At 72.6% G+C, this 23,686-nt stretch carries 21 protein-coding genes; 15 read left to right on the top strand and 6 right to left on the bottom strand.

Annotation, left to right across the window (positions count from 1 at the left end; genetic code table 11):
* Nucleotides 1–105 precede the first annotated feature (105 nt).
* The gene (locus tag ACIPN7_RS19145) at nucleotides 106–1,167 is read right to left on the bottom strand and encodes a biotin/lipoate A/B protein ligase family protein (protein WP_400545714.1); all 1,062 of its coding nucleotides are present in this window, start codon (nucleotides 1,165–1,167) and stop codon (nucleotides 106–108) included.
* 177 nt (nucleotides 1,168–1,344) lie between these two features.
* On the opposite strand from ACIPN7_RS19145, the gene ACIPN7_RS19140 reads away from it, so the two are divergent.
* Both ACIPN7_RS19140 and ACIPN7_RS19135 read left to right on the top strand, forming a co-directional pair.
* The gene (locus tag ACIPN7_RS19140; protein ID WP_400545711.1) at nucleotides 1,345–2,484 is read left to right on the top strand and encodes an N-acetylglucosamine kinase; all 1,140 of its coding nucleotides are present in this window, start codon (nucleotides 1,345–1,347) and stop codon (nucleotides 2,482–2,484) included.
* A 109-nt stretch (nucleotides 2,485–2,593) separates the two neighbouring features.
* The gene (locus tag ACIPN7_RS19135; RefSeq protein ID WP_285107166.1) at nucleotides 2,594–3,511 is read left to right on the top strand and encodes a MurR/RpiR family transcriptional regulator; all 918 of its coding nucleotides are present in this window, start codon (nucleotides 2,594–2,596) and stop codon (nucleotides 3,509–3,511) included.
* A gap of 90 nt (nucleotides 3,512–3,601) precedes the next feature.
* Here the strand turns inward: ACIPN7_RS19135 and cimA are convergent, their stop codons facing one another.
* On the bottom strand, nucleotides 3,602–5,233 hold the full coding sequence (gene cimA, locus ACIPN7_RS19130) for a citramalate synthase (RefSeq protein ID WP_400545708.1): 1,632 nt from the start codon (nucleotides 5,231–5,233) through the stop codon (nucleotides 3,602–3,604).
* Nucleotides 5,234–5,641: 408 nt separating this feature from the next.
* On the opposite strand from cimA, the gene ACIPN7_RS19125 reads away from it, so the two are divergent.
* From ACIPN7_RS19125 to ACIPN7_RS19095, 7 genes are read left to right on the top strand one after another with little or no spacing between them, the layout of a single operon-like run.
* The gene (locus tag ACIPN7_RS19125; RefSeq protein ID WP_400545705.1) at nucleotides 5,642–6,913 is read left to right on the top strand and encodes an inositol-3-phosphate synthase; all 1,272 of its coding nucleotides are present in this window, start codon (nucleotides 5,642–5,644) and stop codon (nucleotides 6,911–6,913) included.
* Nucleotides 6,910–7,857, top strand: a complete 948-nt coding sequence (locus tag ACIPN7_RS19120) for an SCO3242 family prenyltransferase (protein WP_400545702.1) — start codon at nucleotides 6,910–6,912, stop codon at nucleotides 7,855–7,857. The genes ACIPN7_RS19125 and ACIPN7_RS19120 overlap by 4 nt, the downstream gene beginning before the upstream one ends.
* On the top strand, nucleotides 7,854–8,780 hold the full coding sequence (locus ACIPN7_RS19115; protein ID WP_400545699.1) for a sugar phosphate isomerase/epimerase family protein: 927 nt from the start codon (nucleotides 7,854–7,856) through the stop codon (nucleotides 8,778–8,780). The genes ACIPN7_RS19120 and ACIPN7_RS19115 overlap by 4 nt, the downstream gene beginning before the upstream one ends.
* Nucleotides 8,777–9,517: an EboA domain-containing protein gene (locus ACIPN7_RS19110; RefSeq protein ID WP_400545696.1), complete on the top strand. Its 741-nt coding sequence runs from the start codon at nucleotides 8,777–8,779 to the stop codon at nucleotides 9,515–9,517. The genes ACIPN7_RS19115 and ACIPN7_RS19110 overlap by 4 nt, the downstream gene beginning before the upstream one ends.
* The gene (locus tag ACIPN7_RS19105) at nucleotides 9,514–10,398 is read left to right on the top strand and encodes a TatD family hydrolase (protein WP_400545693.1); all 885 of its coding nucleotides are present in this window, start codon (nucleotides 9,514–9,516) and stop codon (nucleotides 10,396–10,398) included. Before ACIPN7_RS19110 ends, ACIPN7_RS19105 begins: the two co-directional genes overlap by 4 nt.
* A gap of 12 nt (nucleotides 10,399–10,410) precedes the next feature.
* Nucleotides 10,411–11,631, top strand: coding sequence for a metabolite traffic protein EboE (gene eboE / locus ACIPN7_RS19100; RefSeq protein WP_400545690.1), 1,221 nt, complete (start codon nucleotides 10,411–10,413; stop codon nucleotides 11,629–11,631).
* Nucleotides 11,628–13,028, top strand: a complete 1,401-nt coding sequence (locus ACIPN7_RS19095; protein WP_400545687.1) for an alkaline phosphatase family protein — start codon at nucleotides 11,628–11,630, stop codon at nucleotides 13,026–13,028. Before eboE ends, ACIPN7_RS19095 begins: the two co-directional genes overlap by 4 nt.
* Before the next feature lie 53 nt (nucleotides 13,029–13,081).
* Here the strand turns inward: ACIPN7_RS19095 and ACIPN7_RS19090 are convergent, their stop codons facing one another.
* From ACIPN7_RS19090 to ACIPN7_RS19075, 4 genes are read right to left on the bottom strand one after another with little or no spacing between them, the layout of a single operon-like run.
* Nucleotides 13,082–14,305, bottom strand: a complete 1,224-nt coding sequence (locus tag ACIPN7_RS19090) for an ABC transporter permease (protein WP_400546430.1) — start codon at nucleotides 14,303–14,305, stop codon at nucleotides 13,082–13,084.
* A gap of 9 nt (nucleotides 14,306–14,314) precedes the next feature.
* Nucleotides 14,315–15,022, bottom strand: coding sequence for an ABC transporter ATP-binding protein (locus tag ACIPN7_RS19085; protein ID WP_400545684.1), 708 nt, complete (start codon nucleotides 15,020–15,022; stop codon nucleotides 14,315–14,317).
* Entirely contained in the window at nucleotides 15,019–16,113 is a 1,095-nt protein-coding gene (locus ACIPN7_RS19080) for a peptidoglycan-binding protein (RefSeq protein WP_400545681.1), read from the bottom strand. Before ACIPN7_RS19080 ends, ACIPN7_RS19085 begins: the two co-directional genes overlap by 4 nt.
* Nucleotides 16,113–16,673, bottom strand: coding sequence for a hypothetical protein (locus tag ACIPN7_RS19075; protein ID WP_400545678.1), 561 nt, complete (start codon nucleotides 16,671–16,673; stop codon nucleotides 16,113–16,115). The genes ACIPN7_RS19080 and ACIPN7_RS19075 overlap by 1 nt, the downstream gene beginning before the upstream one ends.
* Before the next feature lie 180 nt (nucleotides 16,674–16,853).
* On the opposite strand from ACIPN7_RS19075, the gene ACIPN7_RS19070 reads away from it, so the two are divergent.
* The 6 genes from ACIPN7_RS19070 (at nucleotide 16,854) to ACIPN7_RS19045 (ending at nucleotide 23,641) form a co-directional block, all read left to right on the top strand.
* A complete protein-coding gene (locus tag ACIPN7_RS19070) occupies nucleotides 16,854–17,510 on the top strand; it encodes a response regulator transcription factor (protein ID WP_400545675.1) in 657 nt (218 codons plus the stop codon).
* 140 nt (nucleotides 17,511–17,650) lie between these two features.
* Nucleotides 17,651–18,679: a sensor histidine kinase gene (locus tag ACIPN7_RS19065; protein WP_400545672.1), complete on the top strand. Its 1,029-nt coding sequence runs from the start codon at nucleotides 17,651–17,653 to the stop codon at nucleotides 18,677–18,679.
* Between the two features lie 189 nt (nucleotides 18,680–18,868).
* A complete protein-coding gene (locus ACIPN7_RS19060; protein ID WP_400545669.1) occupies nucleotides 18,869–19,453 on the top strand; it encodes a hypothetical protein in 585 nt (194 codons plus the stop codon).
* A 149-nt stretch (nucleotides 19,454–19,602) separates the two neighbouring features.
* Nucleotides 19,603–20,184 carry a PadR family transcriptional regulator gene (locus ACIPN7_RS19055; protein WP_400545666.1) on the top strand — a complete coding sequence of 194 codons (582 nt, stop codon included), beginning with the start codon at nucleotides 19,603–19,605 and terminating at the stop codon, nucleotides 20,182–20,184.
* Entirely contained in the window at nucleotides 20,181–20,918 is a 738-nt protein-coding gene (locus tag ACIPN7_RS19050; protein WP_400545663.1) for an ABC transporter ATP-binding protein, read from the top strand. Before ACIPN7_RS19055 ends, ACIPN7_RS19050 begins: the two co-directional genes overlap by 4 nt.
* Nucleotides 20,915–23,641 (top strand): FtsX-like permease family protein, encoded by a 2,727-nt coding sequence (locus ACIPN7_RS19045; protein ID WP_400545660.1) that lies wholly within the window; start codon nucleotides 20,915–20,917, stop codon nucleotides 23,639–23,641. The genes ACIPN7_RS19050 and ACIPN7_RS19045 overlap by 4 nt, the downstream gene beginning before the upstream one ends.
* The last annotated feature ends 45 nt before the right edge of the window (nucleotides 23,642–23,686 follow it).

Raw genomic sequence — 23,686 nt, 5'->3', positions numbered from 1 at the left:
CCCAATACGCGGCATTGCGTGGAGATTACTGACCGGGTGAAGTGCATGCTAGGGGTGTTACCAAACCGTGATTGCCCATCTTGGCACGCCCCCTTTCACCCGCGACTAAGGCACGCGCGCGGTCCATTCCGGAGTGCCGAACTTCGACTCGACCAGAGCCCGCGCGAGCGCCCACTCGTCCGGCGTGATCTCGCCCGGCACGGCGGCGTACCGCTCGCGGAACGACGCCTCGAGCGCGTCGATCACCTGGGCGCGGCCGAGCCCCGTCTGCGAGCGCAGCGGGTCCACGCGCTTGTTGGCGCTGCGGGTGCCCTTGTCGCTGAGCTTCTCGCGCCCGATGCGCAGCACGTCCGTCATCTTGTCGGCGTCCATGTCGTAGGCCATGGTCGCGTGGTGCAGCACGGCGCCGCCGGCGAGCCGCTTCTGGGCGGCACCGGCGATCTTGCCGGCGGGCGAGGCGATGTCGTTGAGCGGCACGTACGCGGCGTCGATGCCGAGGCCGTGCAGGGCGCCGATCACCCAGTCGTCGAGGAACGCGTAGGACCGTTCGAAGCTCAGCCCGTCGACGAGCGAGCCCGGCACGTACAGGGAGTAGGAGATGGTGTTGCCAGGCTCCATGAACATGGCGCCGCCCCCGGAGATCCGCCTGATCACGCGGGCTCCGTGCCGCGCGGCGCCCTCGGAGTCCACCTCGTTGCGCAACGACTGGAACGATCCGATGATCACCGCGGACTCGTCCCACTCCCAGAACCGCAGGGTCGGCCCGCGGCGCCCGGCACCCAGCTCCTCGGTGAGCACCTGGTCGAGCGCGACGTTCAGCAGGGGTGAGACCGCGGGGGTGCGGATCACCTGGAACTCGTGGTCCTCCCAGGCCGTCGCGTGACCGAGCGCGCGGCGGGCCGCGACCGCCACGGCGTCCGCGTCGAAGCCCACGGCGGTGGCGCCGTCCAGGGCGCCGCGCACCGCCTCGGCGAGCTGCGCCTTCGACGCGTCGGCGGGCATCCCGTCGAGCGCAGCTCCCATGGCCTCCAGCGCCTCGTCGGGCTCGAGGAAGAAGTCCCCGCTCACCCTGGTGCCGGTCAGCCGGCCCGGCGGACCGGCCGCCCCGTCCACCTCGGTCTCGACACGAACCAGCTTTCCGAGTGGAACCTTGAACTCTCCTCGCACGTGTTCACAGTAGGCGACGGTGCCTGTGGTGTCCGACGTCGGAGCGAGCCTTGGGTACGGAAGGTGAGGTCCGACGTCGGGCACGTCCGATATTTGGCGAGAAGAGGCGTCAGAACAGACCAGAATTTCCTCTTCTCTTTAGACAACCTTGCCCTGGTTTCGTGTCAGAATGACCTGGTGTCGGAACACTCACAGGGATTTGATGGAGTGGCGGTCGAGGGCTTTGACGCCTGGGTCGTCGCTCTCGACGTAGGCGGCAGTGGCTCGCGCCTGGTCGCAGAGTTCGGCAACTCCGTGAACCCCGAGCGCATCAGCCTCAGCGGCCGCGCCGTCAAGGTCAACCATCACGGCAGCGACGCCTCGGCGGTCGTCGCCTCCCTGTGCCAGTCGTTCAACGCGTGGGCCGCCCGCATGGGCCACCACGGCATGAGCGACGGCAGCACCGCTCCCGTCTCGTCCGCGGCGGTCGGCATCACCGGCCTGACCTCGCTGGTCGAGAAGCCGCTCGAGATCCACGACATCCTCGCCCGCGAGCTGCGGACCAACCGCACCGCCGTGGCGGGTGACGCACTCACCGCACACCTCGGCGCCCTGCGCGGGCGCGCCGGAGCCGTGCTGTCGGTCGGCACGGGCGCCGTGGCGTTCGGCTACGACGGCGTGAACCGCTGGCGCCGCGCGGACGGCTGGGGACACCTGCTCGGCGACCTGGGCGCGGGCGTCTGGGTCGGCGGCGAGGCGCTCCGCGCCGCGGGCCGGTACCACGACGGCGCGAGCCGTGGTGCGTCGAAGCGCCTGCTCGAGGCGGCCGTCGCCAAGTTCGGCCTCATCGAGAGCTGGCCCAACCAGTTCTACAAGAACGCGGAGCGCGCCAAGCAGCTCGCGTCGATGGCACCCGAGGTGATGATCGCCGCGGCGGAGGGTGACGCCACGTCGATCCGGATCCTCGAGGAGGCCGGGCGGCACCTCGCCGACACGCTGGCGAGCGCCCTGGGCCGCGACATCCCGCCGCTGGCCTCCACGACCGGTCGCCTGGTCCAGGAGGAGTCGCCGCTCACGGTGTCGCTCACCAAGCACCTCTCGGAGGACCGCCCCGACGTCTCGCTCGTACCGAGCGGAGGCTCCCCGCTGGACGGCGCACTCCACCTGGCTCGCCGGCTGCGCGAGGCACCCCACTCCGTGACGGGGTTCCGGCCGTGGCTCACCATCCGCGTCGACGGCCACCACACCAGCCGTGACACCCCTGAGGACGTGGGCGGCACCGACCTCCTCACCGCTCAGCTCTCGGCGACCGACCTGCCTGGCGACGAGCTTCAGTGAGCGACGGCAGTTCACCCGCATGGTCCTTCACTGACGTGCTGTGCCCGGGTCCCCGGTACGGGTGTATGTTCTCGACCCAGCCTCACCACACCATCCCGGGAGATGCGACATGACAGGTGACGTCCTCGTCCGACTCAGGCGCGCACTGCCGACGCTGCGGCCAGCGGAGGCGAGAGTCGCGCAGACGGTCCTCGACGACCCGAACACCGTCGTCGCCTCGACCATCACCGAGCTCGCCGGGCACGCGGACACGTCACAGGCCACCGTGGTGCGGTTCTGCCGCGCCGTCGGCTACGCCGGCTACCCCGAGTTCCGGATCGACCTGGCGCAGGCGACCAGCCGCCGCGAGGTCGAGATGGAGCGGTCCGGCATCGCCGAGGGCGAGATCAACCAGACCGACGACATCGAGGCCGTCGTCTCCAAGATCGCGTTCCACGAGGCGCGCACCATCGAGGAGACCGCCCGCATGATCGACACGGACGCGATCGAACGCGTCGCGGTGGCGATCTCCGAGGCCAAGCGGGTCGACGTCTACGGCGTCGGATCGTCCAACCTCGCCGCGGCCGACCTCGCGATGAAGCTGCAGCGCATCGGCGTCTTCGTGTTCAGCTCCCCCGACCCGCACCAGCAGCTCGCCTCGTCGGCGCTGCTCGAGCCGGGCAACGTGGCCGTGGCGGTCTCGCACTCCGGCCAGACGCGCGAGACCAACCAGGCCCTGGAGATCGCGCGCAAGCGCGGCGCCCTCACGGCGGCGATCACGAACTTCCCCGACGCGCCGATCGGCCTCGTGTCCGACGTCGTGCTGGCGACCACCGCCCGCGAGACGCAGTTCCGGGTGGGCGCCATGTCGAGCCGCATCGCGCAGCTCACGGTCGTGGACTACCTGTTCGTCCGCGTCGCCCAGCGCACCTACGACCGCTCGTCCATCGCCATCAAGGCGACGTACGACGCGGTGCGCGACCAGCGCCTCGACTTCGGGACCACCAAGGTGGACCGCTCGGCGGCCCCCGCCGCCCCGGTCGCCTGACCCCTCCCCCCCCAGACCTCGTCGAGTGCGGGGCATCCGTGAGCCAACAGCCGTTGGTCCCACAGATGCCCCGCACTCAACGTTGTGGCGTCAGGGACGCGGCTCCACGTCCGACTTGAGCAGGCCGTAGACGTAAGCCTCCGTCACTGCCTCCCACGCGGCCTCGACCACGTTGGGGCCCACGCCGACCGTCGACCAGGACCGCTCGCCGTCGCTGGTGTCGATCAGCACCCGCGTGATCGCGTCGGTGCCGAGCTCGGTGTCGAGGATGCGCACCTTGAAGTCGATGAGCTCGAACCGCGCGAGCTCCGGGTAGACCCGGGACAGCGCGGTGCGCAGCGCCTGGTCCAGCGCGTTGACCGGGCCGTTGCCCTCCCCCGTCGTCACGATCCGCTCGCCGCCCGCCCGGATCTTGACGGTCGCCTCGGCCACCGCGGCGGCGTCGGGGGCGTGGACCGACGGCGGGGCGGCGCCCGCGGGAACGGTCTCCACGATGGTCCGCCACGACTCGACGGTGAAGAAGTCGGGCCGCTGCCCCAGCTCGGACAGCAGCAGCAGCTCGAACGAGGCGTCGGCCGCCTCGAAGGTGTAGCCCGCGGCCTCGTCGTCCTTCACGCGGTTCGTGACCCGGGAGAGCAGCTCGCCCTGGCCGGCCAGGTCGAAGCCCAGCTCGCGGCCCTTGAGCTCGATCGAGGCGCGGCCCGCCATGTCGGACACGAGCATGCGCATGTCGTTGCCCACCAGCGTCGGGTCGGTGTGCTGGTACATGTCCGGGTCCACCCGGATGGCGCTGGCGTGCAGGCCGCCCTTGTGGGCGAACGCGCTCGCCCCCACGTAGGGCTGCCGGGCGAACGGCGAGATGTTCGTGAGCTCGCTGATGGCGTGCGAGATCCGGGCGGCCTCCCGCAGGCCGCCGTCCGCCAGCAGGGACATGTCGCGCTTGAGCTCCAGGTTGGCCACGACCGTGACCAGGTCGGCGTTGCCGGTGCGCTCGCCGTACCCGTTGACCGTGCCCTGCACGTGGGTGGCCCCCGCCTCGACGGCGGCGAGCGAGTTGGCCACGGCGCAGCCGGTGTCGTTGTGCGCGTGGACGCCGAACCGCTGGTCCGGCCCGACGGCGGTGCCGGCCCGCAGCTCGCCGACGATCTCGCCCACCCAGGTGGGCAGCATGCCGCCGTTGGTGTCGCACAGGGTGACCACCTCGGCGCCGGCCTCGAACGCGGTGTGGACGGCGCTGGTCGCGTACTGCGCGTCGTACCGGTAGCCGTCGAAGAAGTGCTCGGCGTCCAGCACCACCCGGCGCCCCTCGGCGACGAGGAAGGAGACGGTGTCGGCGATCATGGCGAGGTTCTCCGCGCGGGTGGTCCTGAGGGCGCGCTCGACGTGCCGCACGTCCGACTTGGCCACGAGCGTGACCACGGGGGTGCTCGCGTCGAGCAGGGCGCGTACCTGCGGGTCGTCGCCCGCGCGGACGCCGGCCCGGCGGGTGGCGCCGAAGGCCGCGAGCACCGCGTTCTTCAGGGTGAGCTCGGTGGCGGCACGGGCGAAGAAGTCGGTGTCCTTGGGTACCGCCCCCGGCCAGCCGCCCTCGATGTAGCCCACGCCGAGCTCGTCGAGCAGCGCCGCGATCGCGAGCTTGTCGGAGACGGAGAGGTTCATGCCCTCCTGCTGCGCGCCGTCACGCAGCGTCGTGTCGTACACCTGGAACGAGGCGGTGGTCATCGATGCTCCCAACGATGTGTCTGGCGATGTGTCCGGCGGCCGGGCTCGGAGCCAGGTCGTCGGACCAACAAAAAAAGACCCTCCGGGTGTGGAAGGTCTGCGCGTCCGGTGGGGTGTCGCCGGACGCGCTACGAAATGATGATCACCTGTCGCAGGGTGGAGCTCGGGGTGAGGCACTCAGTCATGCGGGTCATAGTGCCACAGCGCGGCGGCACGCGGAAGTGCTGTCCAGAAGCGGGGGTCAGGAGCGGGGTCAGGAACGAGTCAGGAGCGGGTCGGCAGCGGTGTCGGCGGCCAGGCACGTGACACCCGTGGCGGCCGGCCCGGTAACTACGGCCTTGTCGGAAATCTCTCTTCTCCCGACGATCTCGGAACTTTTGTTTGCCAATCGCCATAAGTGGGACTAGCGTGCTCGCGACGACGTCGTCGGACTGGGGAGCGATGATGCACCACGCCTCTGCACGCCACCACGCCTCCGAGCGGACCGGTATCTGGTTCGTCGGGGCCCGCGGCTCTGTGGCCAGTACGGCCACGGTAGGCCTCGCGGCCATCGCCGAGGGGCAGGCCCCGCCGACGGGCTGTGTCACCGCGCGGGAACCCTTCGCCTCGGCAGGCCTGGTCGCGTTCGCCGACCTGGTGGTCGGCGGGCACGACATCTCCTCGGTCACCATGACCAAGCGCGCGGAGTGCCTCGTCGAGACCGGCATGATCGGTCCGCGGCTGTTCGCCGCCACGCACGACGCCCTGGAGCGGGCGGACGCCGAGGTGCGCCCCGGGTACGACCCGCACGCGGCGCACCCGGGCCCGGGCACGGGCACGGGCACGGCCGTGGGCGCGGGCCTGTCCCAGCAGGCGGTGGCCGAGCGACTGGCCGCCGACATCACGGCGTTCCAGGAGCGGCACGACCTGGCGCGGGTCGTCGTGATCGACCTGTCCTCCACCGAGCCGCCCGTCGACGCGGCGCCCGAGCACGACGACGTCGACGCCCTGCTCACGGCCCTGGCCGACCCGGCACGTGCGGTGCTCCCCGCGTCCTCCGTCTCGGCGTACGCGGCGATCCTTGCCGGAGCCGCCTACGCCGCCTTCACGCCGTCGGCGGGCATGGGCCTGCCCGCGCTGACCCGGCTCGCCCGGGAGCGCGGCATCCCCGTGGCCGGGCAGGACGGCAAGACCGGTCAGACGTGGCTGCGCACCGTGCTGGCGCCCGCGTTCGCCGCCCGCGGGCTGAAGGTGCTCTCGTGGGCCGGCACCAACCTGCTGGGCGGCGGCGACGGCGCCACCCTCGCCGACCCCGACGCCGTGCGCAGCAAGCTCGCCAGCAAGAACCGCGGGCTGACCGCGCTGACCGGCAGCGACACCACTCCCCTGCACATCGACAACGTGCCCGACCTGGGCGACACCAAGGTCGCCTGGGACCACGTGCACGTCGAGGGCTTCCTCGGGTCGCGGCTCACGCTGCAGACCACGTGGAGCGCGCACGACTCGATGCTCGCCGCGCCGCTCGTGCTCGACCTGGCCCGGCTGCTCGCGCTCGCGCACGCCGCCGGGATCAGCGGGCCCGTCCCGGAGCTGGGCTTCTTCTTCAAGGACCCGTGGGGCTCCGACGTGCACGACGCCGCCGACCAGGCCCGCATCGTCGAGGACTGGGTGCGCGACGCCTCGGCCCGGGCCGGACGATGAGGCCCCGGCCGACGGCGGGGCCGCCCGGCCTCGCCGACGTCGCCGAGCTGGTCCGGGCGCCCGCAGCCCTGAGCGTCGTGGGCGACACGCTGGCCGGGCTGGCGGCCGCGCGCACGGGCGGCGGGGCCGGAGCGCCGACGCCGCTGCGCGCCCGCCACCTCCTGCTGCCCGTCGCCTCCGCCTGCCTGTACCTGGGCGGCATGGCGCTGAACGACTACGCCGACCGGCACGTCGACGCCGTCGAGCGGCCAGAACGCCCCATCCCGTCCGGCCGGGTGTCGCCGCGGGCCGCGCTCGCGATCGGCGGGGCGCTCACCGCGGGCGGCGTGGCCGCCGCGGGCCTCGCGGGCGGACGGCGCGCGCTCGGCGTCGCTCTCCCGCTGGCCGCCTGCGTCTGGACCTACGACCTGGTCGCCAAGGACCGCCCGGCCGGGCCGTTCGTCATGGCGGCGTGCCGCGGGCTCGACGTGCTGCTCGGCGCCACACCCGGGCGCCTGCGGTCGGCGCTCCCGGCCGCCGCGGGGCTGACCGCGCACACGCTGGGCGTCACCGTGCTCTCGCGCGGCGAGGTGCACGGCACGACGCCGCAGGTCGCCGGGGCTGTCGCCGCCGGGACGGTCGCAGGCGCCGTCGCCGCCGCCGCGGCCCCGGCCGCCGCCACAGCAAGGCGGCCGGCCGCCCGCTGGACCACCGTCGCCGCCGCGACCGCCTACGCCGCGGCCGCCCTGCCCGGGCAGGTGCGCGCGGCCGCGCGGCCCACGGCCGCCAACGCGCGGACCGCCACCCGGGCCGGGATCCAGGCGATGGTCCCGCTGCAGGCCGCCTGGGCGGCCCGCTCGGGGAGCCTGGGCACGGTGGCGCTGCTGGCCGGCGTCGCCGCCGTCGGGCAGGGGCTGCGCCTGCTGGGCCGCGCACGCGGCCGCGCCGGGGTGAGCATCACGTGAGACCCCCGTTCCTGCTGGGCTACGGCACCAACGGCTTCGGCGACCATCCCCTGGGGGTGGCCCTCGACGTGCTCGACGACGTGGGCTACGACGCCGTCGCGGTCACGCTCGGCTTTCCGCACCTCGACCCGTTCGCGTCGCTGGCCGGCGACGACGTCCGGACCCTGCGCGCCCACCTGCGGCGGATGCGCGGGGGCACCGGGGCCGCGGCGGTCGTGGAGACCGGCACCCGGTACCTGCTCGACCCGCTGCACAAGCACCGGCCTACGCTCGTGGACCGGGACGCCGCCCTGCGGATGCGGTACCTGGAGCGCGCGGTCGAGATCGCGGCGGACGTCGACGCCCGGTGCGTCTCGTTCTTCTCCGGCATCCTGCCGGACGACGCGAGCGCCGCCGACGGCTGGGCCCGCCTCCGCGAGCGCGTCGGCGCCCTGGTCGAGTACGCCGGGGAGCGCGGGGTGCGGCTCTCGCTCGAACCCGAGCCCGGGATGCTCGTCGAGACGGTCGGCGACGCGCTGCGGCTCCTGGGCGACCTGGGGACGCCGCCCGAGCTGGGGATCACCGTCGACGTCGGGCACTGCCTGGTGGTCGAGCCGGACGGCGTCGAGGGCGCGCTGCGCGCCGCCGCGCCGTACCTGAGCAACGTGCAGCTCGACGACATGCCGGCCACGCACCACGAGCACCGTCCGTTCGGGCAGGGCGACCTCGACCTGCCGCTCGTGCTCGCGACGCTCGCCGACATCGGCTACACGGGGGTCGCCGCCGTCGAGCTGCCGCGGCACTCCCACGACGCGCCCCGGCTCGCCCGCGACAGCCGGGCCGCCCTGATGCGGGCGTGGGCGGACGTCACCGGTGCCCGCGACCGCATCCGCACCGACACGACCAGCACCGACACGACCAGCAGCGAAGGGGTTCTGTCATGACTGCCACCACAGACATACCCGCGGGCACGCCCGGCGCCACCTGGCTCAGCGAGGCGCTCGCCGGGGTCGCACGTGATCCCGACAGCGTGACCCGCGCGTTCGCGTTCGCTGCCCGGAAGGTGGGGCGCGCCCCGCTGCGTCCGGACACCGACCCGGGCGGCGTCGTGCACGGGACGGTGGACGACGCCGCGCGCGCCGCGCTCGTCGTCGCGCTGGCCGACGCCGTGGGTGTCGGCATGGGCGTCGGCACGGCCGTGGCCGCGGACGCCGACCGGGACTGCGCCGACCGCCTGGTGCTCCTGTACCGGCAGGGCGACGGCGCCGAACGGCGCGGCGTGCTGCGGGGGCTGGATGCGCTCACGACCCTGGGCGACCTCGGCCCTGGCGGCGAGCCCGGCCCGCTCGTGACCGCCGGTCTCGACCTGGCCGCCGACGCGCTGCGGGCGAACGACCCCAGCCTGGTCGCGGCCGCCGTCGGCCCGTTCGGGGCGCGGTACCTGGACCAGCACACCTGGCGGCACGCGATCCTGAAGCTCGTCTTCCAGGGCGTGAGCCTGGAGGCCGCGAGCGGCCTGGACCGGCGGGCCGACGACGAGCTGGCCCGCATGGCCCGCGACTTCGCGGCGGAACGCCGGGCGGCCGGGCGGACCGTGCCGGCCGACCTGGACCGGCTCACGGAACCAGGACCCACGCACGACCAGCCCACGGACACCCGGCTCAGCAGCACGAAGGAGTGACGTTGCGCATCCTCGACCCGCACATCCACATGACGAGCCGCACCACCGACGACTACGAGGCCCTGTACGTCGCGGGCGTGCGCGCCGTCGTCGAACCCGCGTTCTGGCTGGGGCAGCCCCGCACCAGCGTGGGCTCGTTCACCGACTACTTCGACTCCCTGCTGGGCTGGGAACGGTTCCGGGCCGCCCAGTTCGGCGTCCGGCACCACGCGACGATCGCGCTCAACCCCAAGGAGGCGAACGACCCCCGCTGCCGCGAGGTGCTCGCCGAGATCCCCCGCTACCTGCTCAAGGACGGCGTCGTCGCCGTGGGCGAGGTCGGCTACGACTCGATGACGCCCGAGGAGGACGAGGTGTTCGCCGCCCAGCTCGCGATGGCCGAGGAGGCGGAGCTGCCCGTCCTGGTGCACACGCCGCACCGCGACAAGCTCGCCGGCACGCACCGCACGCTCGACGTGGTGCGCGAGTCCGGGCTGGCGCCCGAACGGGTACTGGTGGACCACCTCAACGAGACCAACGTGGCCCTCGTGCGCGACGCCGGCGCGTGGGCCGGGTTCTCGATCTACCCCGACACCAAGATGGACGAGCACCGCATGGTCGCGCTGCTCCAGGAGTACGGGACCGAGCGGATGATCGTGAACTCCGCCGCGGACTGGGGCCGCTCCGACCCGCTCAAGACCGTCCGGACCGGCGAGGCGATGCTGGCCGCCGGCTTCTCGGAGGACGACGTCGACCAGGTGCTGTGGCGCAACCCGGTCGCCTTCTACGAGCAGTCGGGCAACCTCGTGCTCGACCCCGTCCCGGGGTTCAGCGCGGGCGAGCCGCCGACGCCCGGCGTCGAGTTCGAGGGATCGTCCGTGCTGCGCGGCGCGCGGGCCTGAAGGGATACCCGGATGCTGCTCTCCTACTGCACCAACGTGCACCCCGCCGAGGACCTCGACGGCGTGCTCGACCAGCTCGCCCGGTACGCCGGACCGGTGCGCGAGGCCGCCGGCCTCGACACGCTCGGCGTGGGCCTGTGGCTGCCCGCCGAGCTCGCGCACCGCCTGGACACGTCCGCCGCGGACCGCGACCGCCTGCGCGCCGCGCTCGCCGAGCACCGGCTCCAGGTGCACACCCTCAACGCCTTCCCCTACGGCGGGTTCCACCGCGAGGTGGTCAAGCTCGCGGTGTACTCCCCCACCTGGGCCGAGCGAGCCCGGCTGGACTACGTGCTCGCCTGCGCCCGGGTGCTGGCCGACCTGCTGCCCGACGGCGTCGACGGGTCGATCTCGACCCTGCCGTTGGCCTGGCGGGCGCCCTGGACCCGCGCCGACGACGACGAGGCCACCCGCGCCTTCGCCACCCTGTCCGCCGAGCTGCGCGCGCTGCGGCGGCGCACCGGCCGCACCGTGCGGATCGCCGTCGAGCCGGAGCCGGGGTGCGTGCTCGACACGGTGGAGGACGTCGTCGCGTGGCTCGCCCCGCGCACCGGCACCGAGCACCCGGACGACCGGCGCATCGACCCCGAGCACGTCGGGGTGTGCCTGGACACGTGCCACCTGGCGGTCTCCTTCGCAGACCCCGCGGGCGCCGTCCGCCGGATCACGGACGCCGGCCTCCGGGTGGTCAAGGTGCAGGCCTCGGCCGCGCTGGAGGTCGCCGACCCGTCCGCGCCCGGCGCGCGGGACGCCGTCGGACGGTTCGTGGAGCAGCGCTACCTGCACCAGGTGCGCGAGCTGACGCCGTCGGGCGACGTGCTCGCGTCCGACGACCTGCCCGTGGCGCTCGGGCACGAGCAGCGGCGGCCCGGCCTGCCGGGCGACGGGCCGTGGCGCGTGCACTTCCACGTGCCGCTGCACCATGAGCCCGCGGCGCCGCTGGTCGCGACCACCGACGTGCTGCGCAAGGCCGTCGCGGCGGTGCGTGAGGTGCCGCACGGCGCCGACGCGCACCTCGACGTCGAGACGTACACCTGGTCGGTGCTGCCGCCCGACACCCTGCCCGACGGCGCGGACGAGCTCGTCGCCGGCATCGCGGCCGAGCTCCGCTGGGCCGGCGAGCACCTGCTCGCGGCGCCCGCCACCGCCACCACCACCACCACCGCCCCCGCTACCGAAGGAGTGGACGCATGAAGCCCGTCCTGCTGCTCGACGTCGTCGGGCTGACCGCCCGCGCCCTGGCCCACATGCCGCGGCTGCGCCGGCTCGCGACGTCCGGCTGGCAGTCCGAGCTGGCCACCGTGCTGCCCGCGGTGACCTGCAGCGTGCAGTCGACGATGCTCACGGGGCTGATGCCGGCGGAGCACGGGATCGTCGGCAACGGCTGGTACTTCCGCGAGCTGGGCGACGTGTACCTGTGGCGGCAGCACAACAAGCTGGTCGCCGGCGAGAAGCTCTGGGAGGCGGGCCGCCGCCACGACGCCGGCTACCGCGCCGACAACGTGTGCTGGTGGTACGCGATGGGCATGACCACGGACGTCACGGTCACCCCGCGCCCGATCTACCACGCCGACGGCCGCAAGTCCGCCGACGGGTACGTGCGGCCCGCGGAGCTGCACGACGAGCTGGTGGGCCGGTTCGGCGACTTCCCGCTGTTCCAGTACTGGGGCCCCACGGCGTCGATCGCCTCGACGAAGTGGATCGTCGACGTGACCCGGCACCTGCTGCGGACCAGGACGTCGCACCTGACGACGGCGTACCTGCCGCACCTCGACTACGACCTGCAGCGGTTCGGGCCGCGCTCGCCCGAGGCGGACCGCGCCGCGGCCGAGCTGGACGCCGCCCTCGCGCCGCTGCTGGACGACGCCGAGGCCGCCGGTGTCACCGTCGTCGCCGTGTCGGAGTACGGCATCTCGCCGGCCAACCGGCCGGTGGACATCAACCGGGTGCTGCGCCGCGAGGGCCTCCTGGAGGTCTACGTGCAGGACGGCCGGGAGCAGCTCGACCCGTGGACGTCGCGCGCGTTCGCCGTCGCGGACCACCAGGTGGCGCACGTCTACGTGGACGACGCCGCCGACCTGGACCGGGTCGCGAGCCTGCTGCGCGAGCTGCCCGGTGTCGACGAGGTGCTCGACCGCGAGGCGCAGGCCAAGTACGGCCTGGACCACGAGCGGGCGGGCGAGCTGGTGGTCGTGGCCGAGCCCGGCGCCTGGTTCACCTACTACTTCTGGCTCGACGACGACCGCGCGCCCGAGTACGCGCGCGGCGTCGACATCCACCGCAAGCCGGGCTACGACCCCGCCGAGCTGTTCTTCGACCCGGCCGACCCGCTCGCCAAGGCCAAGGCCGGCCTCAACCTGGTGCGCAAGAAGCTGGGCCTGCGGTACGCGATGGGCACGACGCCGCTCGACGCCTCGTACGTGCGCGGCACGCACGGCCGGCTGCCCGACTCGGCCGAGGACACGCCGCTGGTGCTGTGCTCGGACGGCCAGGTCCCGGCCTCGGTCTCCGGCTGGGTCGAGGACGACGCGGGCCAGGTGCCGGCGTCGGCGGTGAAGGGCCTGGTGCTGGACCTGCAGGGGGTGCGCTAGGGCACAGGACGGCGCCCGCCCAGGGTTCCCGGACGGGCGCCGTCTCCTCACCCCTACCGGGAAGCCAGCGCCTCGGTCGGCGAGAGCCGCGAGGCCCGGATCGCCGGGTAGAGCCCGGCGATCGCACCGATGAACAGGGTCGCGCCGACTCCGCCGACGCTCGCCCAGTAAGGCACCGTCGAGGGCCATCCCTGCGAAGACGCGTACACGGCGGTCACCGCGGTCCCCAGCAGGACGCCGCCGAGTCCACCGAGGGCGCTGAGCAGCAGAGACTCGGCGAGGAACTGAGTCCGGACCTGGCCGCGCGTGGCTCCGAGGGATCTGCGGAGCCCGATCTCGCCGCGCCGCTCCAGGACCGAGATCACCATCGTGTTGGCGACCCCGACCCCGCCGACGAGCAGGGCGACCGCGCCGAGTCCGAGGAGCATCCCGGTGAACGCCGTGTCCACGGCCTGCTGCGCCTCGAGGGCGTCGGAGGGCCTCGACACCGACACCTCGTCGGGTGCCGACGGGTCGGCCGTGGCCGCAAGTACCGCAGCCACGTCCTCCACGTAGTCCTCTTCAGACCGCGTGTAGACCGTCGTCGCGTGGCCGTCGAACTCGAGGTAGGTCGCGGCGGCCTCCCAGCCGACGAGCGCTGTCAGCTCCAGGTCCGGGGCGAGCGCCACCGGTTCAAGGATGCCGACGACGGTGAACCATCGGCCACCGATGTACACGTCGACGCCGACACCGGTGATGCCCATCTGGTCTGCGGCACTCGACCCCAGCACCACCGCCGGGTACCGCGCGGTCGCCTCGTTGAGCCAGACGCCGTCGGACAGTCGGGCGCCGACCGTCTCCAGCAGGCCCAGTTCGGCCGCCGCGACACTCATGCCGCCGCTCTGGCCCTGCGAGATCCGGTCGGACCGGTACACGCTGAGGTCCGGCACCGTTCCGACCGCGGCGACGTCGTAGACCGGTTCGATCCGGCCGATCATGTCGACCGCCTCATAGGGCAGGACACCCATCTCGCCGCTCAGCATCGACGCGCCCGGCTCGACGCGAAGCAGGTTGGTACCCAGGGCTTCGAGGGTCCGGTCGAGCTCGGCCCGACTCGACGAGGAGATCCCCACGACCGCGATCATCGCCGCGATGCCGATGGCGATCCCCAGGGCCGACAACCAGGCCCGCAGAGGTCGGGTTCGCAGGCCGGTGACGCCTACCCGGAACACGTCCGCCGGAGCCATCCGCGCCGCCCGCAACGACCTGGCCGGATGCGGGGCGGGCTGCTGCCGCATCGTCCCCACTCAGACCACCTCTCCGTCGCGCATCGAGACCCGCCGGGGCAGGGAGTCGGCGATCTGGTGGTCGTGCGTGATGACCACGACCGTGGTCCCGGCCTTGTTCAGCTCGTGCAGGAGCGCCATCACCCCGGCTCCGGCCACCGAGTCGAGGTTCCCGGTCGGCTCGTCCGCGAGCAGCACGGCCGGTTCGCCCACGACGGCCCGCGCGATCGCGACCCGCTGCCGCTCACCGCCCGACAGCTCGTGCGGCAGATGGTCGAGCCGGTGGTCCAGCCCGACCCTCGCCAGAGCGGTGGCCGCGAGCGCCCGCCGTTCTGGGCCGCGCCTGCCGGTGTAGAGCAGACCGTCGGCGACGTTGTCGAGGACCTGCTGGCCCACGGCGAGGTGGAACTGCTGGAACACGAACCCGATCCGGGTGGCCCGCAGCGCCGACAGCTGCTTGTCGCGCAGGTTCGCGGCGTCGAACCCGTCGATGCGCACCGTGCCCGAACTGGGTCTGTCGAGCGTCCCGATGAGGTGGAGCATCGTGGACTTGCCTGATCCGGAGGGCCCTACGATCGCGCACATCTCGCCCGCCTCGATCTTCAGGCTCACCTCGCGGAGCGCCCGGACCCCGCCGGGGTAGGTCTTGCTGACCTGGTCGAGCTCGACCACCGGCCCGAGCCCTTGCGACGGTTCGGATCCGGCGGCGGCTCCCGCGAGGAAACTCATGAGGGCACCACCACGGACTGACCTTCCTCAAGGCCCTCGCCGCTCACCTCGACCGAGCCGTCGGCGAACATGCCGGTGTCGACACTGATGATCTCGCTGTTGTCACCGGTGACGATCTCCAGGCCGTATCCGCCTTCGGACAGGCCCAGCAGCGCCTCGACGGGCACCGTGAGGACGTCCTCGACGGAGTCGCCGGCGAACCCGATGTCCACTGCGGCCTGGTCGAGGCCGTCGAAGACCGCGGGGTCGTCGGCCTCGATCGTCACATCGAGATAGGTGACCTGTTCGGCTTCCCCGCTCTGGCTGGTCTCCTCACGGATGATCGTCTCGGAGTCGGTGACGGTGCCCGTCGCCTCGGTCCCATCGGGGAGGACCACCTCGACTGCACCGCCAACAGTGACCAGCTCCTGGTCGTCGAGGTCGACCTCGACGGTCACGACCTTGTCCAGTCCCGTGTAGCCGAGCAGGGGTCCGCCGGGCCCGGCGGCGTCGCCGAGCTCCACGCCGACACTGTCGATGCGGATCATCCCGGGGGCGTAGACGACCTGGCCCAGATCGACCGTGCCCGTCTCGTCGAGACCGAGGTCCTCCTGCCACTCCCTGACCGCTTCGGCGGTCATCTCGGTGTACCCGTCGTCGATGGTGAAGCCGTCGTAGCCGAGCCTGGAGAGGTTGTTCTCGAACTGCTTCACGTCGGTACCTTCGGCCCCGGGCGTGAGGGACCGGTAGGCGGGCAGGCTCCCGTAGAGGAGGACTACGGACTGGTCGTCGACGGCGAAGATCTCGTCGCCACGGCCGATCTCGTCCCCGGCCGCCGGCAGCGCGGTGTAGGTGCCGCTCACGAAGCAGTCGAGTCCGAGCACGTCGCCGTAGCCGAGATCGCCGGTGGATTCGACGGTCTCGGTGAGGGTCTGCTGGACGACCTCGGCAGTCGCCGAGGTCTCGGCGGTGGCCTCGGCCGTGACCTGGTCGAAGAGGGTGCGGGGGCCGAAGCCGAACGCGGCGGCCGCGGCGCCGGCAGCGGCGATGACAACCGCGGTGATTGCGACGGCCTTGCCTGTGCGGCCACCCTTGCGGGGCCTGCGACTCATCACTCGTTCTCGCTCTCGTCCTCGGGGTCGCCGCCGCTCTCGGGCCGTATGTCCTCGCAGGTGTCCTCGGCGGCCTGGAACTCATCGCTCTGCGTGTCAAAACCCATGTCGGGGCCTATGACCATGCCGCCGCCCGGCTCGGGGTCGGGGTACTCCGTGATGCCGTTCGTCCTCATGCACTCGGCGTACTCCACCAGCTCCTCGTGGGTCTCGGGGTCCATCGTCGTGTTCTCGTCGGGGCCGGGCTGGAGGTCCACGCAGGCGTCGGAAGCGGTCTTGAACTCCTCGGACTCGGGGTCCAGACCTTCAGGGAGACCTATGCTGATGCCGCCCTCACCCTGCTTCTCGGGGTCGGGGAAGTCGGTGATGCCGTTCTCTCGCATGCACTCCGAATAGGCGAGGGCTTCCTCGAAGCCGTCGAGGGCCTGGCTTTCCTCGGTCGTGGACTCGGTGACTTCGCCGTTCGCGCTGGCGACTCCCCCGTCGTCGGGTTCGGCACCGCAGGCCGTTGCCGACAAGGCGAGCATGCCTAGCAGGAGTGCGATCTTGTATCGCCGCATTGCTGTCGTCCTCTCAACGCGACCGGGGAGATCCCGGCTGCGGACCCAGTACAGTCGCCGAGGCATTGCCCGGCCGTAAGCCGAAACGGCAATGCTCCGGCAATGCGGCCCACCCGTCCGGTACCTCGAACGCGGGAACGGCAATGCCGCGGCAACGTCGCGCAGGCGATGATCGGAGTCATGCGAATCCTGGTGGTCGAAGATGAACCGTTGTTGGCCGATGCCGTCGCCGAGTGGCTGCGCGGAGAGTCGCATGCGGTCGACATCGCGCTGGACGGCGGCGGGGCGCTCGAACGCGTGGGCGTCAACAACTACGACCTGGTGGTCCTCGACCGGGACCTGCCGGTAGTCCACGGCGATCAGGTGTGCCGTGCGATCAACGCCGCGAACGGCGAGACGCGGGTACTCATGTTGACGGCCGCCTCCGAGATCGACGACCGGGTCTCCGGGCTCTCCCTCGGCGCCGACGACTACCTGCCCAAGCCCTTCGCGTTCCGGGAACTGGCCGCGCGCGTCGCCGCGCTGGGCCGCCGGACAGGGCCTGCGACGCCGCCGATCCTCGAACGCGCCGGGATCACCCTCGACACCCACCTCCACCAGGTGTTCCGCGACGGCCGCTTCGTTCCGCTGTCGCGCAAGGAGTTTGCGGTCCTGACCGAGCTGCTCCACGCCGACGGCGCGCCCGTATCCGCCGAGAAGCTCCTCGAAAAGGCCTGGGACGAGCACACCGACCCGTTCACGCAGGCGGTGCGCATGACGATCCTCAAGCTCAGGCGCAAGCTCGGCGAGCCGCCGGTGGTCCTGACCGAACCCGGAGTGGGGTACCACCTCAAATGAGATCCCCTGTGAGTTTGACGCTCCGGGCCCGTCTGACCCTCGTCTACGGCGGCTTGTTCCTCCTCGGCGGCGTCTTGCTGCTGGCTCTCACCTACAGCCTTGTCGCCCGGAGCATGCCAGATGAGGGAGGGACGACGGTCATGGGCGAGCAGGCGAACGACGCCGTCCAGCTGCCGGATCCGGGGGACACCGCGACCTCGGAGAACTTCCAGGCCCTCGTCACGGGTGAGGTCTGGGAGGACGCGCTCGGAGCGATCGGCACCCAGGGCTCGCTGGCGCTGATGCTGGTCAGCCTCGGCACGATCGCCCTGGGATGGCTCATCGCCGGGCGGATGCTGCGTCCGCTCCAGCGGATCACCGACACGGCCGCGCGCATCGCCGAGTCCCCAGCCGCCGATCGGGGTCTGCACGAGCGCATCAGCGTCGCAGGACCCCGGGACGAGCTGCGGGAGCTCGCCGAGACGTTCAACCGGATGCTGAAGCGCCTGGACCATTCCTTCGACGGCCAGCGCTCGTTCATCTCGAACGCCTCCCACGAGCTGCGCACCCCGTTGACGGTGACGCGGGCGCTCCTCGAAGTAGCCGTGCACCGTCATGGCGCATCCCCTGAGGTACGCCAACTCGGTGAGACCCTCCTGGAGGTCAACGCGCGCCACGAACGCCTCATCAACGGCCTGCTCCTGCTCATGCGCTCGGATCGTGAGCTGGCCGAACGCTCGTACGTCGACATGGCAGACATCGCGGAACACGTGGTCACGCAGACCCCGGCCGCCGGAACCTCCGTGACAGCCACGTGCGAGGAGGCAGCGACGCAAGGCGAGCCAGTACTGCTGGAGCGCCTGGTACAGAACCTGGTGGAGAACGCGGTCTCTTACAACGTCGCCGAGGACGGCTGGGTGCGGGTCACGACCAGCACGGACGAGGACGGCCGGGCGGTCCTGGAGGTCGTGAACTCCGGCCCGGTGGTCCCGCCCTTCGAAGTGCCGGGACTGTTCGAGCCGTTCCGCCGGCTCGGCACCGAACGCCTCGCCACAGCCTCGAGAGGCGCAGGGCTGGGCCTCTCCATCGTCAGGGCTGTGGCGAGAGCCCACGGCGGCGAGGCAACAGCCTCGCCCCACCCCGGAGGCGGCCTCCGGGTCACCGTAACCCTCCCGCCCCCCGGACAATAAACCTCCAGCTCACCAGAGCAGCGGCTTCTCGAGCCGAGCCGACGCCGCGACCAGGCCCACCGCAGGACGGGTCACCCGACACGGACGGGAAGGTCCGCGATCGTGACCCCGATCCCTTGGCCGCGCGCCGTGCGATCCCGCCCGATCCGTGGTGGAGTGGACATAGGGCCCACAACCGGGAGGTACGCGATGAGCGACCCGAACCGCCCCTACGACCCCGCCTACGGGGAGCAGCCGCCGCCTGCCTATCCGCCGCCGGCGCAGACCCCGGGAACGCCCACCCAGCCGGTCGGGCACGCCCCCGACGAGCCGCTCGTCCAGCCGGTCACGTCGGGCTCCGGGAGCCCGCGCCTGGGTCTGGAAGTGGGCCGGTACTGGGCCGGAGCGCTGGCGACGGTCCTCGTCGCCGCCCTCATCGGGCTCGCCGCCGACTTCATCCTCGAAGAGGTGCTGAACCTCGAGATCCAGCCGACGGCCGACCTGTTCGGCACCGGCTCGGACATGGCGGCATGGGCCCTGGCGGGCGCGGTCTTCGCCCTGTTGGCGGCCATCGTGCTCTACCTGTTCGTGCTCAGCACGCCACGACCCAGGTCGTTCTTCGGCTGGGTGATCGCACTCGCGACCGTGATCCTCGCCGCCGTGCCGTTCGCCGACCTGGGCGACATCGTTCCGGCCGTGCTCTCCGCGGTCGTCTGGATCATCATCGGCTCCGCGGTCTACTCCCTGCTCACGGGGACCCTGAGCCGCACGGTGGTGCAGCGCACGGCCGGCTGACGCACCTCTTCAGGCCCCCGGATCGCTCGACGGATCCGGGGGCCCGACGCATGCCCGGGCTGATTGCCGCCCCTCCGTTGACGCGGCAATGCTTACTGGGTAAGTATTGGCTCGCACAGATACTTACCCGGTAACTATTGGAGGCCGTCGTGTCCGTCCGTCAGGGCTTCCTCGCCCTGCTCAGCGAACAGCCGATGAACGGCTACCAGCTCCGCCAGGAGTTCGAGCGCCGCACCGGCGGCTCCTGGCCGCTCAACATCGGCCAGTCGTACACCACGCTCAACCGGCTGCATCGTGACGGTCTTGTCGAGACGGTCGACGATCAGACGTCGGACGCCGATCCACCGGCGGTCCCCGCCTCCCACCGCCCGGCCGAGCGCTTCCACCTCACGGAGTCGGGCCGCGAGACCGCCGTGAGCTGGTGGACGACGCCCGTGCACCGCGGCAAGGCGGAGCGTGACGAGCTGGCGATCAAGATCGCGCTGGCCGTGACCGTTCCCGGGATCGACGTCGCCGCCGTCGTCCGCGAGCAGCGGTCCGAGACCATGCGCGCACTCCGCGCGCTGACCCAGGCGAAACGCACCGTGGATCCCCTGGCCGACCGGGCACGTGCCCTGGTCCTGGATGCCCAGGTCTTCGCCATCGAGGCGGAGACGCGCTGGCTGGACCACGTCGAGGCGACGGTCGCCACCACACCCCAGACCGAACGACCGAAGAGGAACTCACGATGACCGTGGTGCTGGAGCTGACGGACGTGACGCGCGTCCACGGACGCGGACCGACGCAGGTCCACGCGCTCGGCGGCGTCGACCTCGCGGTCCGCCAGGGCGAGCTCGTCGCCGTGATGGGCCCGTCAGGATCAGGCAAGTCAACCCTGCTCAACGTGGCGGGAGGTCTCGACTCTGCGACGTCGGGCCGGGTGCTCGTCGCCGGACGCGACGTCACCACGATGAACGCGCGACGTCGCGCCGAGGTGCGGCGGCGCGACGTCGGCTACGTGTTCCAGGACCTGAACCTGATCCCCGCGCTGACCGCCCTGGAGAACGTGGCGCTGCCGCTGGAGCTGGACGGCGTCGCCGTACGCACGGCACGGACGAGCGCCCTGGCTGCGCTCGAGGCCGTCGGGCTCGACGGCGCGCAAGGGCGGTTCCCGGAGGACCTCTCCGGCGGCCAGCAGCAGCGGGTCGCGATCGCGCGGGCCCTGGTGGGCCCCCGTCGGCTGGTCCTCGCGGACGAGCCGACCGGCGCGCTCGACTCCGTCACCGGTGAGGCCGTGCTCCGCCTGCTGCGCGACCGGGTCGACTCCGGCGCGGCAGGCCTGCTGGTCACCCACGACGCGCGCTACGCGGCGTGGGCGGACCGCACGATCCACCTCCGTGACGGTGTGGTCACCGGCACGGACGCCGGGGGCCGCGTCGTCGATCCGCTGGGCGAGCCCGCCGACCTGATGGAGTGGGAGGCATGAGCGGGACGCTGAGGCGCTCGGTCGCCCGCTGGCGGATCGGGCTGCGCCTTGCCCGGCGCGACGCTCGCCGGCATCTCGGGCGAACCGCGCTGGTGGCCGTGATGGTCGCGGTGCCGGTCCTGGCGGGGACCACGGCGTTCACCGCCCTGGAGTCGAGCAAGGACAGCCCGGAGACCGTCCGCGACGAGTCACTAGGACCCGACCTGCAGGCCTCCCTCGACTACCTGGGCGGCGGGCGCGTGCTGCAGACCTTCGACGCGACGAATGCCACCGGGGGCCTCGACACGGAACCCGGCGAGCCGCCGACCCGTGCCGAGCACGAGAAGGTGCTGACCGCGGCACTCCCCCCGGGCGACCGCCTCGTCCCCGTCGAGACCACCCCCGTGGTGCTGCACGGGCTCGGGCCGCAGCTCACCAGCAGGTTGGCGCAGACCGATCTGCGCGATGCCGACGTCACGGCGGCCTTCAAGCTCCGCGCGGGCGTGGCCCCCGGACCCGGTGAGATCGCGGTCTCGCGTGAGGTCGCCGAGCAGATCGGCGTCGACGTCGGTGACACCGTCGTGGTCGAGACCCGGGTCGGCGGCAGCACCGAGACGTTGACGGTCTCCGGGCTGCTCGGCAGGCACCTGCCCAAGAACTCCGGCGCGGTGGTGCACACGGCGCCCGACGACGTGTCGCCCTCGCTGGTGAACGTCGCCGGCTCGGGGGAGGTCGACTGGTTCGTCTCCGGTCCTACCCCGGTGACCTGGGACGACGTGCTACGGCTCAACGAGCACGGCGTCGCAGTGATCAGCCAGGAGGTGCTGACCGACCTTCCACCGCCGGAGGCCGAGACGTTCGGCCACCCCTACGACACCCTGGACGCGAACGAGGTCGCCCTCGGCGGGGCCGTCACGATCATCGCCCTGCTCGAGGGGATCCTGATCGTCGGCCCGGCCTTCGCCGTCAGCGCGAGGCGGCAGGAACGCTCGCTCGCGGTCGCCGCCGCGCAGGGCGCCTCGCCCCGAACGCTCCGTGCGCTCGCCATGATCCCCGCGATCGTCATCGGGCTCGGCGCATCGGTGGTCGCGTCCCTCGCCGGGGTCGCCCTCGCCGCCGTTCCGCTCCGGTACTTCGAGTTCACGGCCCTGGTCGTGCCCTGGCCCCGGGTCGGCGCCATGGTGCTCCTCGGCGCGGTCGTGGCCGTCGCGGCGGCGTGGCTGCCGGCACGGGCCGCGGCCCGGCTCGACGTCGTCGCCACCCTGACCGGGCGCCGCGGCCAGCACCGGGTCAAGGGCTGGGCCGTCGCGCTCGGGGTGGTCCTCGCCGGAGGCGGGCTGACCGGCGCCGTCGCCGCCGCGACCGCCGGCGACGGCGGCGTGCTCCTTGCCTGGTGCGTCGTCGTCGCCGAGATCGGGCTCGTCCTGACCACCGGGGGCATCGTCGCCGGTCTCGCCCGGCTGTCGGGCAGGCTCCCCCTGCCCGCCCGCTTCGCCCTCCGGGACGCCGCCAGGCACCGGCAGCGGACGTCGCCCGCCGTCGCCGCCGTGCTCGTCGCCGTCGCCGGCGCGACCGCGGGGCTCGTCTTCGTGACGTCCGAGGCGCGGTACCAGGAACGCACGTACCTACCGGCCTCGACGCCGGGCACCACCATCGTCCACGCGAACACCGCGCTGGACCTCGACGAGCTCCGTCCGGAGATCGAGGCGGCGGTCCGGGACGTGCTCCCGGACGTCACCACGGTCACTCCGGTCCCCGTTCTCACGGAGACGTCCGAGGGGAGGCCGACGGCGGTCGTGGTCACCACCGGAGCCGAGGGATGGTGGCCCGGCATCGCCGGTGGGCTCGCGGCGCCCGTGGTGGACGACGGCGGCCTCGTGCCGCTGCTCGGCCTGACCGGAGCTGCGGCGGACACGGCAGTGGCGGCCCTCCGCGACGGCAGGGCAGTCGTGTCTCATGGCAGCACGGATGCTGACGGAACCGCCCGGTTGAGGATCCAGACGTACGACCTGACCGGTGAGGACGCAGCATCCGCGACCCCCAGGGAGCGCACCGTCCGCGTTCCCGCCACGGAGGTCGGCGACGGGACCGAGGCCGTCCCGAATCTCCCCGTCGTGCCGCCGGAGCTGCTCGACACCCTGGCCGGCGAGCAACGCGTGGGACGGTTCGTCGTCGAGACGGACACCGTTCCCACCGCGGCGCAGACGCAGGCGCTGTCGCACCGGCTCGGCGACATCGCGATACCGCCGGGAGTCGATCCGATCGCGGACGGTGCCGGATCGACCGCGGACAGCCGGACACTTCTCTCGGCCCGGACCGAGCTCGGCTACGAGCCCGCGCCCGACGCGATCGGTGCTCCGGTCATCGCCCTGGTGGCAGCGCTCGTGGCGCTGCTCGTCACCTGGCTCGCGGCCGGGCTGGCCGCCGTGGAGTCCCGGCCGGACCTGGCGACGCTCGACGCGGTCGGGGCAGCGCCCCGGACGCGCCGCGTGATCGTCGCGGCGCACGCGGGGGCGATCTCCGCGGTCGGCACCATGCTCGGACTCGGCGCGGGCGCAGTGCTCGGTGCGGCGCTCGTCCAGCTCCAGCGGCCGTGGGTGGCCTCGCCGATCACGGGGGCCTGGGCCGTCGAGTTCCCGTGGCCGTGGCTCCTCGGGCTGGCGGTGACGCTGCCGGTCCTCGCGATCGCGTCGGCCTGGCTGGCCGCGCGGCCACGCCGCCTGCTGACCCGACGGCTCGGCTAGCCGAGCGTCCTGCTCCCGGGTGCCGGGGTGGCGTCCCCGCCGGTC

The organism is Promicromonospora sp. NPDC090134 (assembly GCF_044746965.1).
Lineage (GTDB): Bacteria > Actinomycetota > Actinomycetes > Actinomycetales > Cellulomonadaceae > Promicromonospora.
The sequence above is the reverse complement of the archived record's forward strand: the minus strand, read 5'-3'. Positions and strand labels throughout refer to the sequence as shown.

What these genes read in the sequence shown, in the direction of transcription:
- ACIPN7_RS19135 (WP_285107166.1), top strand. Translation starts at nt 2,594, where the DNA reads ATGACAGGTGACGTCCTCGTCCGACTCAGGCGCGCACTGCCGACGCTG.
- ACIPN7_RS19060 (WP_400545669.1), top strand. Translation starts at nt 18,869, where the DNA reads ATGAGCGACCCGAACCGCCCCTACGACCCCGCCTACGGGGAGCAGCCG.
- ACIPN7_RS19095 (WP_400545687.1), top strand. Translation starts at nt 11,628, where the DNA reads ATGAAGCCCGTCCTGCTGCTCGACGTCGTCGGGCTGACCGCCCGCGCC.
- ACIPN7_RS19065 (WP_400545672.1), top strand. Translation starts at nt 17,651, where the DNA reads ATGGGCGAGCAGGCGAACGACGCCGTCCAGCTGCCGGATCCGGGGGAC.
- eboE (WP_400545690.1), top strand. Translation starts at nt 10,411, where the DNA reads ATGCTGCTCTCCTACTGCACCAACGTGCACCCCGCCGAGGACCTCGAC.
- ACIPN7_RS19080 (WP_400545681.1), bottom strand. Translation starts at nt 16,113, where the DNA reads ATGAGTCGCAGGCCCCGCAAGGGTGGCCGCACAGGCAAGGCCGTCGCA.
- ACIPN7_RS19045 (WP_400545660.1), top strand. Translation starts at nt 20,915, where the DNA reads ATGAGCGGGACGCTGAGGCGCTCGGTCGCCCGCTGGCGGATCGGGCTG.
- ACIPN7_RS19070 (WP_400545675.1), top strand. Translation starts at nt 16,854, where the DNA reads ATGCGAATCCTGGTGGTCGAAGATGAACCGTTGTTGGCCGATGCCGTC.
- ACIPN7_RS19110 (WP_400545696.1), top strand. Translation starts at nt 8,777, where the DNA reads ATGACTGCCACCACAGACATACCCGCGGGCACGCCCGGCGCCACCTGG.
- ACIPN7_RS19050 (WP_400545663.1), top strand. Translation starts at nt 20,181, where the DNA reads ATGACCGTGGTGCTGGAGCTGACGGACGTGACGCGCGTCCACGGACGC.
- ACIPN7_RS19075 (WP_400545678.1), bottom strand. Translation starts at nt 16,673, where the DNA reads ATGCGGCGATACAAGATCGCACTCCTGCTAGGCATGCTCGCCTTGTCG.
- cimA (WP_400545708.1), bottom strand. Translation starts at nt 5,233, where the DNA reads ATGACCACCGCCTCGTTCCAGGTGTACGACACGACGCTGCGTGACGGC.
- ACIPN7_RS19085 (WP_400545684.1), bottom strand. Translation starts at nt 15,022, where the DNA reads ATGAGTTTCCTCGCGGGAGCCGCCGCCGGATCCGAACCGTCGCAAGGG.
- ACIPN7_RS19120 (WP_400545702.1), top strand. Translation starts at nt 6,910, where the DNA reads ATGAGGCCCCGGCCGACGGCGGGGCCGCCCGGCCTCGCCGACGTCGCC.
- ACIPN7_RS19090 (WP_400546430.1), bottom strand. Translation starts at nt 14,305, where the DNA reads ATGCGGCAGCAGCCCGCCCCGCATCCGGCCAGGTCGTTGCGGGCGGCG.